The organism is Pseudomonas eucalypticola, assembly GCF_013374995.1.
Taxonomy (GTDB): Bacteria; Pseudomonadota; Gammaproteobacteria; order Pseudomonadales; family Pseudomonadaceae; genus Aquipseudomonas; species Aquipseudomonas eucalypticola.
This window is the reverse complement of record NZ_CP056030.1, coordinates 3,576,105-3,589,241: the sequence shown is the minus strand read 5'-3', so window position 1 is coordinate 3,589,241 and position 13,137 is coordinate 3,576,105. Positions and strand designations below refer to the sequence as shown.

Sequence of the window (13,137 nt, the reverse complement as noted above, 5' to 3'; positions counted from 1 at the left end):
GGGGCGCAGTGGGCATCAGGCGTCATGGGGGGCATCGGCCAGGCCGTGGCGTCCTCGATGCGGCCCCATGGCCGCTGCTGCACCGCTGGGCGGTGCGTCTGCTGGCGGTTCTTGGCGGGGGGTGGCGTCCACGTTCGCGGTGCGTTTTTCCAGGTACAGGTACAAGCCGCACGCTATCAGCAATGGCAGCAGGAAATACAGCACCCGGTAGGCCAGCAGCGCGGCGATCAGCGTGCCCTTGCTGTATTGGCCCTGCAGCAGCGTCATGAACACCGTCTCCAGCACACCCAGCCCGGCGGGAATATGGGTGATCACCCCGGCAATGCTGCTGATCAGCAAGACCGCCAGCACCGTGGGGTAGCCCACCTTGGCGGGCAGCAGGATGAAGATCAGCGCTGCCATGAGTGACCAGTTCACGGCGCTCAGCACCGCCTGCGCCAAGGCCAGGCGGATGCCCGGCAAGGTGATGCTCTGCTGGCGCACATGCCAGGTGCGGCGCGTGGCGAACGCGCAGGCCAGCAGGTAGGCCACCCCGGCCACCAGCATGGCCACCCCGATCAGGCGCAGCCCGCCCTGGCCCATCTTGACGCTGTCGGGCAAGTCCGGCAGCCCCGCGGCAAACAGCGCGCCGCCGACCAACAGGTAACCCAGCCAATTGGTCACCAACCCGAGGCTGAGGATCTTGGTGACCGTGGGTACGTCCAGGCCCATCTTGCCGTAGAGCCGGTAGCGCAGGGCGATGCCGCCGACCCATGAGCTGAGGTTGAGGTTGAAGGCATAACAGGTCACGGCCAGGGTCAGTACCTGACCGACCGGCACGTGGTGGCCGGTGTAGCGGCGCGACAGCAGGTCATAACTGGCAAACACCAGGTAACTGAGCGCCGCGATACCTGCGCCGCCCAGTAGCAACGGCCAGGAGTAGGCACGCAGGGTATGCAGCACTTCCTGCCAATCGAGGTTGCGCAGCAGCATCACCAACAGCACGGGCACCAGCACCAGAAACAGGGCGTTGAAACCCCGGCGCAGCCATTTCCAGAGGGTAGGGTGGCGGCTCATAGACCCTCCTGGGCCGACTCCGCCGGCTCCGGCACCACGGGGCCCAAGGGCGCGAGTTTGGGCGAGTGGGCGGGGAACATGCCGACCATCGCCGGAAAATGGCGCAGAAAGTGGAAACTGAGAAAGATCAACGGCGCCCGCCACCAGTAGCCACGCAACACGCGCTGCAGGGTCACGGCCTTGCAGTGCCCCTGGGCCAGTTCGGCCAGGTGGTCATGCAGGCGCTGGTTGAAGTCGCGGTCGTCGATCACCACGTTGGCTTCCAGGTTCAGCGACAGGCTGAGGGGGTCCAGGTTGCTGGAACCCACGGTGCTCCACCGCTCATCCACCACCGCGACTTTGCCATGCAGGGGGCGTTGGGTGTATTCGCGAATCTGCACGCCGTCGCGCAACAGGTAGTTGTACAGCAAGCGCGAGCACAGGCGCACCAGGGGCATGTCGGGCATACCCTGCAGAATCAGGGTCACGGCGACTCCACGGCGGGCAGCATCGCGCAACTCGCGCAGCAGGCGGTAGCCGGGAAAGAAATAGGCATTGGCGATGATGATGCGCTGGTTGGCCTGTCGAATCGCGTGCAGGTACTGGCGCTCGATGTCATCGCGGTGGGCCTGGTTGTCCCGTATCAGCAGGCACAGGCGTGCCCCTCGGCTATCGGCGTCCAGCGGCTGGCGCGGGGTCAGCCACGGTCGGGTTTGCCGGCGCACGCGGCTGGTGTCGTCGAGCAGGGTCAGCGTGGCCTGGTGCAGGTCGGCGACGATGGGGCCTTGCAGTTTGACAGCGTAGTCCTGCTTGGCCATGGGGCCGGACGTCAGCAAGTGATCGGCGCTGTAGTTGATGCCGCCGATAAACCCGGTTTCGCCGTCCACCACCACGATCTTGCGGTGCAGGCGGCGAAACAGGTTGGTGCGCATGCCCAGCAGCCGCGGGCGCGGGTCGAACGCTTGCAAATGCACCCCGGCTTCTCCCAGCTCGCGCAGAAACTGCGCGCCCAGGTCGGCGGTACCGTAGCCATCGACCAGTACCTCGACCCGCACGCCCCGCTGGGCGGCACCGATCAGGGCCTGTTGCAGTCGCCGGCCGACCTGGTCTTCGAAGAGGATGAAGGTTTCGATCAGCACCTCTTCACGGGCTGCTTCGATGGCCTGGAACACACTGTCGAAAAATGCTTCGCCGTTGATCAGCAACTGCACGGCATTATCGTTGCGCCATACCTCGCTCATAACCGCACCTCCACCGCCAGCGGCACATGGTCGGACAGGTGCGACCAGGGCTTGCGCGCCAGCACCTTGGGGGTGACGGCGGTGGCATTGCGCAGGTACACCCGGTCCAGGCACAACAGCGGCAAGCGCGCGGGAAAGGTACGGGCTACGGCCCCGTAGGCCTGGGCGAACACTTCCCTCATGTTGCAGGCCGCCAATACCTCGTCGGCGCGCTTGCGCCAGTCGTTGAAGTCACCGGCGACGATCACCGGCGCATCGATGGGCAGGCTGTCCAGCAAGCCGCACAGCAGCTGCAACTGTTGCTGGCGCTGGCGTTCGCCCAGGCCCAGGTGCACGCAAATGGTATGCACCTCGCGGTGGCCGGGCACTTGCAGCACCGAATGCAGCAACCCGCGCTGTTCCGTGCCGCTGACGCTGACATCGAGGTTGTCGTGGCGCAGGATGGGGAATTTCGACAGCAACGCGTTACCGTGTTCACCTTCCGGATACACCGCGTTGCGCCCGTAGGCGAACACAGGCCACATGCTGTCGGCGAGGAACTCATACTGCGGCACGTCGGACCAGTTGGCGAAGCGTTGGCCGTGCAGGCGGTGCATGCCCAGCACTTCCTGGAGAAACACCACGTCGGCCGATACCGCCCGCACGGCGTCGCGCAGCTCGGGGAGCACGAACGTGCGGTTCAGCGGGCTGAAGCCCTTGTGGGTGTTGACCGTCAGGATACGCAGGGTGCGTACGGCCGCGGCCTGTTCGGGTTGCGGGTGTGGGTGAGCGGTGGACATAAGGGTGAAGTCCTGGACGCAAAGGGCTATCAATACCGACTCGGGGGCGTCCAGGAAGTTCGCGGCAGGCGTCTGGTCAGTGGTTGGCCCAGGCGATGGACTCATTCCCTACGCACGGTGTTTCTCCAATGCCAGGGTCAGCTCGTGGGGGGCGGTCGCGGGCGTGCTTTTCGCCTGGGCCTTGAACGGCTCCAGGCACTGCGCCACGTACCCCACGGGGTAATCCGGCCGGTCGCCGATACCCACATCATCGCCCAGGCGGTAGCTCGGCAAATACAGGGCAGTGCCCAGCAATCGGTCCCAGAAGCTGAAGAACAATGCGAAGTTCACGTCGCCCACGCGTCCGTATTTCAGGTGGTGCAGGCGATGCACCGGCGCCCACGCAAACACATGACGAAAGCTGCCGATACGCATATCGACATTGCTGTGCTGCAGCAGCAGTTGAATACCCACCGCGAACCCCAGCAGCGCCGCCAGCGACGGCGAAAGCCCCAGCAGCAATAGCGGCACCACGCCGCCCAGTGCTTCCAGGGTTTGGTGCAGCGGGTGCTTCATCAGGCCGTTGAAGCCATACATGCGTTTCACGCTGTGGTGCACGCTGTGCAGGCGCCACAACAGCGGCGAGCGATGGCTGGCGTAGTGCACCAGGGTAATGCCGAGGTCGGCGATGGGCAGCGCCACCGCCAGTTGCAGCCACAATGGCCAGTCGCTCGGCCACAACCCGGGGTTGGGCAGCAGCCAGGCCAGCAGCGGGATGGTGATCACCCCCAGGCCGTTGATGCCCTCGTTGACCAGCGCATGCGCCAGGTCGCGGGGTTCGTCCTGGTGGCTGGTGTTCCAGGTCGTGCGGTAGGGCAGGTAGCGTTCGGCGAGGGTGGAAACCATGACGGCAAAGGCCAGCAGCACCAGCAACAGCGGCACCGGCAGACCGTCAGCCACCAACCAGATACCGGCAGCGAGGAAACCGAAGAAGAACAACGGGGCGTACAGCCAGGCAAAGAACGTGCGCATGGGGCAACTCCTTGGGAAACGGACAGGGTCGAGGAATGAGGGCCTGTCGGGCTTGAACGAACGGCGCAAGTTCGGGAGCGTGGCGGAGCGGGGGTAGGGGTAGCTGTAGGAAATTTCTCAAGAAAAGGGGTTTTTTTTGATTCTTCACGGATTGCCGGGAACGTGGGTGGCGCGACCACAGATCTGCAGTGAACAACCAAGGCAGACCAGGTGATCTCACAGGCGTAACTGGCCCGAAACAAATGTGGGAATGGGGGGGCGCCGAGCCCTTGCCCGGGAAGCGCCGCGCGGGCGGCGCTCGGTTTCGAGGGCGCATAGAATACCAAGGCATGTATCTGATGGCCTTGATGCAATTGCAAGGCAGGCCGACAAAATGTTCATCGAAGCTCCTGACTGGGGATTGCATCAGGGCCTCCAAGTGCCAGGCGATGTTGGAGTGTCGCTGCTAAGATCGAGCGCCGCCCGCGCGGCGCTTCCCGGGCAAGGGCTCGGCGCCCCCCCATTCCCACATTTGTTTCGGGCCAGTTATGCCTGGGGCATTACCTGGTCCGCTCTGTGTGCTCACTACAGATCTGTGGTGGTGCCACAACCTTCCCGGCAATCCGTGAAGAACCTTTTTTTACCGTGGCGACGAGCAGGTAATGGCCCCGCCATCACTGGCCCGAAACATCTGTTTCAGGCCAGTGATGGTGGTGGCATTGCCTGGTCCGCCCTGTGTCACCGCCCCACTGGCACGATCATCGGCGTTCCGGCCACCGGGTCGTCGATGATCACGCACGCCAAGCCGTACACCGCCTGGATCAGTTCCGGGGTGACGATGTCCTTCGGTGCGCCGCTGGCCAGTACCTGGCCGTCGCGCATGGCGATCAGGTGCGTGGCGTAGCGGCAGGCATGGTTGAGGTCATGCAATACCACCACCAGGGTGTGGCCACGGTCGCGGTTGAGCTCGCGCATCAGTTCCAGCAAGTCGATCTGGTGGGCGATGTCCAGCCAGGTGGTGGGCTCGTCCATCAACACCAGCGGGGTTTCCTGTGCCAGCACCATGGCGATCCATACGCGCTGGCGCTGGCCGCCGGACAGGGTGTCCACGGGTTTGTCGGCCAGTTGCGCGACGCCGGTGGCCGTCATGGCGTGCTGCACGGCGCGTTCGTCATCGGCGTGCCAGCGGCTGAACAGGCCCTGGTGGGGGTAGCGCCCCCGCGCCACCAGGTCACGCACCAGAATGTCGGCCGGCGCCGTGGAGCTCTGCGGCAACAGGCTCAGGCGCCGGGCCACTTCCTTGGTGGGGTAGCGGCTGATGGCCTGTCCGTCCAGCCATACCTGGCCGGCGCTGGGCTGCAACAGCCGGCTGAGGGTGCGCAGCAAGGTCGATTTGCCGCAGGCATTGGGGCCGATGATCACCGTCAGCTCACCGTCGGGAATGTGCACCGACAGGTCGCGGGCGACGATCTTGTCGTCGTAGCCCAGGGTCAATTGCTCGGCCCACAGGCGCGAAGGTTCAGGCAGGGCGCTCATCGCTTGCGTGTTTCCCGAATCAGAAGGCCAATCAGGTAAAGCCCGCCCAGGCTGACGGTGATCAGCCCGACGTGCAGTTGATAGGGCAGGAACAGCCGCTGGGCGGCCAGGTCGGCAGCCATCAGCAGCAGGGCGCCCGTCAGCGCCGCCATGGGCAGCGCCAAACGCTGGCTGGGGCTCAGGCGCCGGGCGATCTGCGGCGCGGCCAGGGCCACGAAGCTGATGGGCCCGGCAATGGCGGTGGCGGCAGCGGTGAGCACCACGCCCAGCATCAGCAACAGCAGCCGCGAGCGCTCCACGGGTACGCCCAGGGCGCTGGCCGTGTCGTCGCCCATCTCCAGCAAGCGCAGGCGCAAGCTCAAGGCCAGGCTGGCCACCAGCGCCACGGCAATGCACAGCAGCGCGGGCACGGCCTTGGCCCAGGTCATGCCATTGAGGGTGCCGGCATTCCACAGCCCGGCCGATAACGTCGCCTCCAGCGAGCCATTGACCAGTACCCAGGTATTGAAGGACACCAGCAAGGCACGCACGCCCAGCGCGACGATGATCAGGCGCAGGGTGCTGATGCCGTTGCACCAGGCCAGACGGTAGACCACCAGCGCCGTGACCAGGCCGCCGAGCAGGGCCGCCGAGGCGGTGCCCAGGGTGTCCCCGTGAAACAGCACCAGCGCCACCAGCACGCCACTGTAGGCACCGGTGTTGAAGCCCATGATGTCCGGGCTGCCCAGCGGGTTGCGCATCAGTGACTGGAACACCGCCCCGCTGACCCCCAGCGCCGCGCCCAGCACCAGTGCGGTGGCCACCCGCGGCAGGCGCCATTGCAGCACGACCAGCTGCGTGCCATGGGGACCTGCGCCGCGCAGCGCCTCCATGACCTGGCCCAGGCTCAGGGTGAGGCTGCCGCTGGCCAGCGCCCAGGTACCCAGGGCCAGGCACAGTACGGCGAGCACAACGGCAGTCAGGACCGGGCGGTGCCCGTGCTGGGCGGTCATCACTGGCCTCCCAGGCGCTGGCGCCGTGCCAGGAGAATCAGCACCGGCGCGCCGATGAAGGCGGTCATCACCGACACACGCATTTCGCTGACCGCGATCACGCGCCCCAGGCTATCGGCGAACAACAGAAGGGCCGGGGTCAGCAACAGAACGAACGGCAATTGACGCCCATGGCCGGGGCCGGCCAGCCAGCGGGCCAGATGGGGCATCATCAGGCCAACGAAGGCAATGGGGCCGACCGCGGCGGTGGCCGAGCCGCACAGCAAGGTGATGGCGAGCAAGCCAAGCAGCTGCGTGCGCAGTACCCGGGTGCCCAGGGCGGCGGCCATGTCCAGGCCCATGCCCAGGCTGTCCAGCGAGCGGTTCAGGGCCAGGGCCAACACCACCCCCAGGCTGATAGGCCAGGCGGCAGCCTTGATCAGTTCCAGGTTGCGGACATCCAGCGACCCGGCCTGCCAGTAACGCACCTGGTCGAACACCAGCGGGTTGAGCAGGGTGATGCCCGAACTGATGCCTTCCAGTACCGCGGTCAGGGCCACGCCCATCAGGGTCAGGCGCATGGGGCTGATGCGCCCGCCGCCGGTGAAGCCGCTGAGGGTGACCAGCAGGTTCGCCAGCAGGGCGCCGACCACCGCGCACACCACGTATTGGTCAGGGCCGTTGACCCCCAGCCAGCTCATGCCCACCACCAGGGCGAAGCTGGCGCCGGCATTGATGCCCAGGATACCGGGGTCGGCCAGCGGGTTGCGGGTGAGGGTCTGCATCAGTGCCCCGGCCACCCCCAGTGCCGTGCCGGCCAACAGGCCGGCCAGTGTGCGCGGCAGGCGCGCGTCGGTGATGATGGTGCAATCGGCGCTGGTGCACTGGCCGCTCAGGGCATCCAGCACCTGGGACAGCGGGGCGAAATGGGCGCCCACCTGCAGGCTGGCGAGAATGGCGGCCAACAAGGCCAGGGCGGTGATCATCAACCGCAACGGGAAGCTCATGGCTGGCAGCGCCGGGGGGGTGCGAACATCATTTCTCGCCTGGCTATGTAACGATACAAATACGAAGCATTCTTTTATGCACTCGATTAGCGAATGCTATCATGCGGGCCGCCTGATAGGTAGCTTGCCTATCGTGGCGCTTCGCCCACTGCCACGAGGGACCCATGGCTCGACCATCCATTTTCATCAACCTCAGCCTGCTCAAAAGCCACCCTGCGTTTCGCGCGGTGTTCCTCGCGCGGCTGATCTCGCTGATCTCCCTGGGCCTGCTGGCCATCGCCATGCCGGTGCAGATCCAGGCCCTGACCCATTCGCCGATCCAGGTCGGGCTGGCGGTGACCTTGGCCGGCACCGGCATGTTCGTCGGGCTGATGCTGGGCGGCGTGCTGGCCGACCGGCATGAGCGCCGTCGGCTGATCCTGCTGGCGCGTTCCACCTGCGGCATTGCCTTTGTCGGGTTATGCCTCAACGCCCTGATGCCGCAGCCGTCGTTGCTGGCCATCTATGGCCTGGCGTTGTGGGACGGTTTCTTCGGCGCCATCGGCGTCACCGCGCTGCTGGCCGCCACGCCCGCCCTGGTGGGCCGCGAGCACATGGTGCAAGCGGGCGCCATCAGTATGCTCACCGTGCGCCTGGGGTCGATCCTGTCGCCGTTGCTGGGCGGGCTGCTGATCGCCTTCGGTGGCGTGGCCTGGAATTACGGCCTGGCCGCCCTGGGCACGCTGGTCACCGTGCTGCTGTTGTTGCGCTTGCCCAGCCTGCCACCGCCGCCGGTGCCCCGCGAGCATCCGCTACGGGCGCTGGCAACCGGTGTCGGCTTTCTGTTCCAGAACCGCGTGGTCGGCACCGTGGCCTTGATTGGCGGTTTGCTCACCCTGGCCAGCGCAGTGCGCGTGCTGTACCCGGCGCTGGGCAACGATTGGCACCTGAGTGCCACGCAACTGGGCTTCATGTACGCCGCCACGCCCCTGGGCGCGGCCATCGGCGCCATCACCAGCGGGCGCCTGGCTGCCACGCCGAGGCCTGGGCGGCGGATGATCGCCAGCGCCGTGGTGGCCTTCGCCGCCATCGCCCTGTTCAGCGTGATGCCGGCGTTCTGGCTGGCGCTGCTGTGCCTGGCTGGCTTCGGCTACTTGAGTGCGATAAACGCGCTGTTGCAGTACGCCCTGATCCAGGCCCAGACCCCCGACCACTTGCTGGGGCGAGTCAATGGCCTGTGGACCGCGCAGAACGTCAGCGGCGACGCCCTGGGGGCTGCCTTGCTGGGTGGCCTGGGTTCATGGTTGTTGCCGGCACCCGCCGCCATGGCCTTTGGCCTGGCGGCCGTCGCGGTGGGGTTGGTGCTGGCGCTGACCATGCGCCAGCTGCGTCACGTTCAGTTCGACGCGGTGGCCGCCGGCGCCTGAGTGCCGGCCTTTCCGAACTGTGCCTGCAGGCGGTCCAGCAGGTGGCTGGCGCTGTAGTAGTCCAGGCGGAAGGTGTCGGCGCCCAGCGCATACACACGTTGGCTGCCCACTGCCGGCAGGTGGGCCAGCAAGGTGTTGCCCAGCACAGCCTGGGTGTCGGCCGGTTCGGCGGCGAACATCAGGAACGTCTGGCCCGTCAGGGCATCGGCCATGTGCTCGCCGCCCGCCTGGATGATGTCCTTGCGCTTGCCCATGGTCTGGCTGCTGGCCACGGCCGGCGAAGGGCTGGCCAGTTGGAAGCCCAATTGTTCCAGCAACTGGCCCTGGGACGAATCACGGGTCCAGACATTGGCCTGGCGTGCCGCCGGGTTGTAGACGAACGCCGACACCGGTTGCGGCGGCAGGGTCAGGCTCTTCCGCACCTGGGCCTGGCGTTCGGTGAAGGCCTTGACCAAGGCGTCGGCCTGGGCTTCGTGGCCGGTGGCCTGGCCCAGCAGTTGTTCGACCTGTTGCCAGCTCTTGTCGTCGTAGTTGACCACCAGGGTCGGGGCGATGGCCGAGAGCTGGTCGTACAGCGCCATGGCCGAGTCGCCGCCGGTGGCGCTGACCAGGATCAGGTCGGGCGCGGCCATGGCCACCGACTCGGCATTGGCTTCACCGATGTACAGGCGCTGCACCTGCCGCGCCTTGGCGATAGCACCCCATTGGCGCAAATAGCCCTGGTCGTCGGCGACGCGGTTGTTGGGGACAGTGGCGCCGCTGGCGACCACCGGTGCATCGATGGCCAGCAGCGCACCGGTGAGGGTCACGCTGGTGGAGACGATGCGCTTGGGGGCGTGGTCCAGCACCGCGCTACCGTGTTCACCGCTGACGGTGCGTGGCCAACCAGCATCAGCCTGGGCCAACAGGGGGAGGCAGGCGGCCAGCACGCACAAAGTGGCGCGCAGGGAAGGAAAGGGCAGGCGGAGGGTCATGGCAGGTAACGTCCCTGAGAGAGAATAATTCCCATTTTTATCAATGGGCTGTACGTCTGCAAGCAGAAGTGTGTGCGAGCCGGTAACATTAATGATACATATTTACATTGAGCCCTGCATGGCCGCATGAAACGCTGCGAGGTTCCGAAGGCGAGCACGGCGTATTGGTCGACGCCTCCCGGTGCGCTGTTCCCGCGCCGCGCCCCGTGGTGAAGGGGCCCGCCGCTGCCCTGTGGCACATTGATAGTGACTGTACCGGCGTTGAAGCGCCGCAGAGTGGCCTTTTGCCTGCTATTAGGGCCTCGTTGACAAGTGGAATCGCTATCCATAACCTGAACATAATTGATAGCAATTCTCATTCATTCACATGAGGCGACGTCATGACGACACACCAAAAGGAACACGAGCGATACCGCACGGCTGAAACCGGCGCCGAGTCGGCTCAATTCCTTTTCCGCAGCGGCCAGCGCACCCTGCGCGCCCGCGGTATTTTCAGCCGCATCACCACCCCCGCCGGTAACGGTGGCGTCAGTTCCAGTACGTTCCTGGCCGAAGTGGGCGCCGCCTTCGAGCAAGCGCGCCGGGCTGGTATCGACAACCCCATCGTGATGGGTGCCATTCCGTTCGACACCCGGCAGCCTTCGTGCCTGTATGTGCCCCGCGACCATGAATGGAGCGACACGGTCCTGCCCCAGGCTGCCCAGCCCCACAGCCGCCCCAGGTGCGGGGCCAGCGCAGCATCCCCGATGAGGCCGGGTTCAAGGCCGCCGTCACCCAGGCCATCGCCAATTTCCGCACCAGCAGCATTCGCAAGGCTGTGCTGTCGCGGCAGTTGGAAGTGCAGTTGGCCGACGCTGCGGACATCGAGCAGATCCTCGCCAACCTGGCAGCGCAGAACCGTTCCGGCTACCACTTCCGCGTGCCCCTGGCCGATGGCGGTGAGTTGATCGGGGTCAGCCCCGAGCTGTTGGTGCGCAAACAGGGCGACCAGGTGTTCACCAACCCCTTGGCCGGCTCGGCCAAGCGCCGTACCGACGCCGTGGAAGACCGGGAAGTGGGCGAAGCCCTGCTCGTGTCCGAGAAAGACCAGTACGAACACCGCCTGGTGATCGACGACATCCGCCACGTGCTGGAACCGGTGTGCCGCGAGCTGCACGTGCCAGCGGGCCCGTCACTGCTCAGCACCGCCGCCATGTGGCACCTGTCCACCGCCCTGGAAGGCACCCTGCGCGACCCTGAGACGTCGGTGCTGCAACTGGCTTGCCAGATCCACCCCACGCCGGCAGTGTGCGGTGCCCCGACCCAACTGGCGCGCAAACTCATCGACCTCTGCGAACCCGCCGACCGCGGCCTGTTCGCCGGCATGGTGGGTTGGTGCGACAGCCACGGCAACGGCGAATGGGTGGTCACCATCCGTTGCGGCACCGTGCACGAAGACCGTCTGCGCCTGTTCGCCGGCGCCGGGATCGTCGAGGCCTCGTGCCCCGAATCGGAATGGAAGGAAACCCAGGCCAAGCTCGGCACCATGCTGGCCGCCTGTGGCCTGGACGCAAAGGTAGGTGCCTGATGAGTATCGCTTTCACTGCCTGGCCCGATGACTTGGCCGCCCATTATCGCGCGCAGGGCTACTGGCTCGACCGGCCGATGACTGACATCCTCGCTCAGCAGGTGGTTGCCCGCCCCGAGGCCCCGGCGATCATCTGTGGCGAACGTACCCTGAGCTACGCCGAACTGGACCGCCAGTCCAACCACCTGGCCGCGCACCTGCAGGCCGCTGGGCTGCGCCGCCACGACACGGCGTTGGTGCAGTTGCCCAACAGCGCCGAGTTCTACGTCAGTTTCTTTGCCCTGTTGAAACTGGGCGTGGTCCCGGTCAACGCACTGTTCAGCCACCAACGCCAGGAGATGCTGGCCTATGCCCGGCAGATCCAGCCACGCTTGCTGATCGCCTCCCGCCGCCATGGCCTATTCGCCAACGACCACTTCCTGGCCGAACTGCGCGACGTGGCCCCCGCCTTGTCCACCGTGGTGCTGGAGGGGGAGGCGGGGGCCAACGTGCTGAGCCTGCAGGCGTGTCTGCAACCGCGCGACGAGCCCTTCGAGACCACGCCGACGGCGGGCGCCGAGGTTGCGTTCTTCCAGCTGTCCGGTGGCAGCACCGGCACGCCGAAATTGATTCCGCGTACCCACAACGATTACTACTACAGCCTGCGCCGCAGTGTTGAACTGTGCGGCCTGTCCCCGGCCACGCGCTTTTTGTGCGCGTTGCCGGCGCCGCACAACTACACCATGAGCTCGCCCGGTGCCCTGGGTGTGTTCATCGCCGGTGGCTGCGTGGTGATGGCCGCCGACCCCGAGCCGTTGAGCTGCTTCGCCCTGATCGAACGCCACGCCATCGACTGGGTGCCGCTGGTGCCGCCGGCGGTGGCCCTGTGGCTGCGCGCCGCGCCTGAACATCGCCAGCGCCTGGCCAGCCTCAAGGTGCTGCAGGTGGGCGGTGCCAATTTCTCCGAGGCCTTGGCGCGCCGGGTGCCCGAGGAACTGGGCTGCCGCCTGCAACAGGTGTTCGGCATGGCCGAGGGGCTGGTCAACTACACCCGCCTGGATGACGACAGCGAGCGGGTGTTCACCACCCAGGGTTGCCCGATGAGCGCCGACGACGAAGTTCGCGTGCTGGACGAAGAGGGCCGCGCGGTGCCCCTGGGCGAACCGGGCATGCTGGCTACCCGTGGCCCGTACACGTTCCGCGGTTACTACCTGGCCCCCGAGCAGAACGCCCAGGTGTTCGATGCCGAAGGGTTCTACTACTCCGGTGACGTGGTTCAGCAGGACGCCGACGGTTACCTGAAAGTGGTGGGCCGGGTCAAAGACGTGATCAACCGCGGCGGTGAAAAGATCGCCGCCGAAGAGGTCGAGAACCTGCTGCTGCACCACCCGGCCGTCACTCACGTGGCGCTGGTGGCCATCCCTGACGAATTGATGGGCGAGAAAAGCTGCGCCTGTGTGGTCGCCAGCGACGCAGCCCTGAAACCCTCGGACCTGCGCAAGTACCTGCGCGCCCAGGGCGTGGCTGACTACAAGCTGCCCGACCGCTTCCAGTTCATGGCCGAGCTACCGCTGACGGCCGTGGGCAAGATCAACAAAAAGCAACTGCGCGACACCCTGCGCACTGCCTTCACCCACGCATAAGGCTTTTCC

The 13,137-nt window shown here is 66.2% G+C and carries 12 protein-coding genes; 3 read left to right on the top strand and 9 right to left on the bottom strand.

The window, feature by feature from the left end; translation table 11 throughout:
* Positions 1 to 15: 15 nt before the first annotated feature.
* From HWQ56_RS15915 to fepD, 7 genes are all read right to left on the bottom strand, one after another.
* Positions 16 to 1,056 carry a lysylphosphatidylglycerol synthase domain-containing protein gene (locus tag HWQ56_RS15915; RefSeq protein WP_158159169.1) on the bottom strand — a complete coding sequence of 347 codons (1,041 nt, stop codon included), beginning with the start codon at positions 1,054 to 1,056 and terminating at the stop codon, positions 16 to 18.
* Complete coding sequence (gene clsB / locus HWQ56_RS15910; RefSeq protein WP_176571114.1) at positions 1,053 to 2,276, bottom strand: cardiolipin synthase ClsB; 1,224 nt, start codon at positions 2,274 to 2,276, stop codon at positions 1,053 to 1,055. Before clsB ends, HWQ56_RS15915 begins: the two co-directional genes overlap by 4 nt.
* Positions 2,273 to 3,055, bottom strand: coding sequence for an endonuclease/exonuclease/phosphatase family protein (locus HWQ56_RS15905; RefSeq protein ID WP_176571113.1), 783 nt, complete (start codon positions 3,053 to 3,055; stop codon positions 2,273 to 2,275). Before HWQ56_RS15905 ends, clsB begins: the two co-directional genes overlap by 4 nt.
* Before the next feature lie 108 nt (positions 3,056 to 3,163).
* Positions 3,164 to 4,066 carry a sterol desaturase family protein gene (locus HWQ56_RS15900; protein WP_176571112.1) on the bottom strand — a complete coding sequence of 301 codons (903 nt, stop codon included), beginning with the start codon at positions 4,064 to 4,066 and terminating at the stop codon, positions 3,164 to 3,166.
* 717 nt (positions 4,067 to 4,783) lie between these two features.
* The gene (locus HWQ56_RS15895; protein WP_176571111.1) at positions 4,784 to 5,581 is read right to left on the bottom strand and encodes an ATP-binding cassette domain-containing protein; all 798 of its coding nucleotides are present in this window, start codon (positions 5,579 to 5,581) and stop codon (positions 4,784 to 4,786) included.
* Complete coding sequence (fepG, locus tag HWQ56_RS15890) at positions 5,578 to 6,573, bottom strand: iron-enterobactin ABC transporter permease (protein WP_158157553.1); 996 nt, start codon at positions 6,571 to 6,573, stop codon at positions 5,578 to 5,580. The genes HWQ56_RS15895 and fepG overlap by 4 nt, the downstream gene beginning before the upstream one ends.
* Positions 6,573 to 7,559: a Fe(3+)-siderophore ABC transporter permease gene (gene fepD, locus HWQ56_RS15885; protein ID WP_176571110.1), complete on the bottom strand. Its 987-nt coding sequence runs from the start codon at positions 7,557 to 7,559 to the stop codon at positions 6,573 to 6,575. Before fepD ends, fepG begins: the two co-directional genes overlap by 1 nt.
* A 164-nt stretch (positions 7,560 to 7,723) precedes the next feature.
* On the opposite strand from fepD, the gene entS reads away from it, so the two are divergent.
* On the top strand, positions 7,724 to 8,965 hold the full coding sequence (entS, locus tag HWQ56_RS15880; RefSeq protein ID WP_176571109.1) for an enterobactin transporter EntS: 1,242 nt from the start codon (positions 7,724 to 7,726) through the stop codon (positions 8,963 to 8,965).
* On the opposite strand, the gene fepB is transcribed toward entS, so the two are convergent.
* Both fepB and HWQ56_RS29115 read right to left on the bottom strand, forming a co-directional pair.
* Positions 8,935 to 9,939, bottom strand: a complete 1,005-nt coding sequence (gene fepB, locus HWQ56_RS15875; protein WP_176571108.1) for a Fe2+-enterobactin ABC transporter substrate-binding protein — start codon at positions 9,937 to 9,939, stop codon at positions 8,935 to 8,937. The genes entS and fepB overlap by 31 nt on opposite strands.
* A gap of 359 nt (positions 9,940 to 10,298) precedes the next feature.
* Positions 10,299 to 10,607 carry a hypothetical protein gene (locus HWQ56_RS29115; protein ID WP_245217765.1) on the bottom strand — a complete coding sequence of 103 codons (309 nt, stop codon included), beginning with the start codon at positions 10,605 to 10,607 and terminating at the stop codon, positions 10,299 to 10,301.
* 2 nt (positions 10,608 to 10,609) lie between these two features.
* Here HWQ56_RS29115 and HWQ56_RS15870 point away from each other — a divergent pair, with 2 nt between their 5' ends.
* Both HWQ56_RS15870 and HWQ56_RS15865 read left to right on the top strand, forming a co-directional pair.
* The gene (locus HWQ56_RS15870) at positions 10,610 to 11,506 is read left to right on the top strand and encodes an isochorismate synthase (protein ID WP_245217764.1); all 897 of its coding nucleotides are present in this window, start codon (positions 10,610 to 10,612) and stop codon (positions 11,504 to 11,506) included.
* Entirely contained in the window at positions 11,506 to 13,128 is a 1,623-nt protein-coding gene (locus HWQ56_RS15865) for a (2,3-dihydroxybenzoyl)adenylate synthase (RefSeq protein WP_176571107.1), read from the top strand. Before HWQ56_RS15870 ends, HWQ56_RS15865 begins: the two co-directional genes overlap by 1 nt.
* Positions 13,129 to 13,137 lie beyond the last annotated feature (9 nt).

Bases quoted from the DNA above. Each gene is read 5' to 3' on its own strand.
- HWQ56_RS15915 (WP_158159169.1), bottom strand. From the start codon at position 1,056: ATGAGCCGCCACCCTACCCTCTGGAAATGGCTGCGCCGGGGTTTCAAC.
- clsB (WP_176571114.1), bottom strand. From the start codon at position 2,276: ATGAGCGAGGTATGGCGCAACGATAATGCCGTGCAGTTGCTGATCAAC.
- HWQ56_RS15905 (WP_176571113.1), bottom strand. From the start codon at position 3,055: ATGTCCACCGCTCACCCACACCCGCAACCCGAACAGGCCGCGGCCGTA.
- HWQ56_RS15900 (WP_176571112.1), bottom strand. From the start codon at position 4,066: ATGCGCACGTTCTTTGCCTGGCTGTACGCCCCGTTGTTCTTCTTCGGT.
- HWQ56_RS15895 (WP_176571111.1), bottom strand. From the start codon at position 5,581: ATGAGCGCCCTGCCTGAACCTTCGCGCCTGTGGGCCGAGCAATTGACC.
- fepG (WP_158157553.1), bottom strand. From the start codon at position 6,573: ATGACCGCCCAGCACGGGCACCGCCCGGTCCTGACTGCCGTTGTGCTC.
- fepD (WP_176571110.1), bottom strand. From the start codon at position 7,559: ATGAGCTTCCCGTTGCGGTTGATGATCACCGCCCTGGCCTTGTTGGCC.
- entS (WP_176571109.1), top strand. From the start codon at position 7,724: ATGGCTCGACCATCCATTTTCATCAACCTCAGCCTGCTCAAAAGCCAC.
- fepB (WP_176571108.1), bottom strand. From the start codon at position 9,939: ATGACCCTCCGCCTGCCCTTTCCTTCCCTGCGCGCCACTTTGTGCGTG.
- HWQ56_RS29115 (WP_245217765.1), bottom strand. From the start codon at position 10,607: ATGGTCGCGGGGCACATACAGGCACGAAGGCTGCCGGGTGTCGAACGG.
- HWQ56_RS15870 (WP_245217764.1), top strand. From the start codon at position 10,610: ATGGAGCGACACGGTCCTGCCCCAGGCTGCCCAGCCCCACAGCCGCCC.
- HWQ56_RS15865 (WP_176571107.1), top strand. From the start codon at position 11,506: ATGAGTATCGCTTTCACTGCCTGGCCCGATGACTTGGCCGCCCATTAT.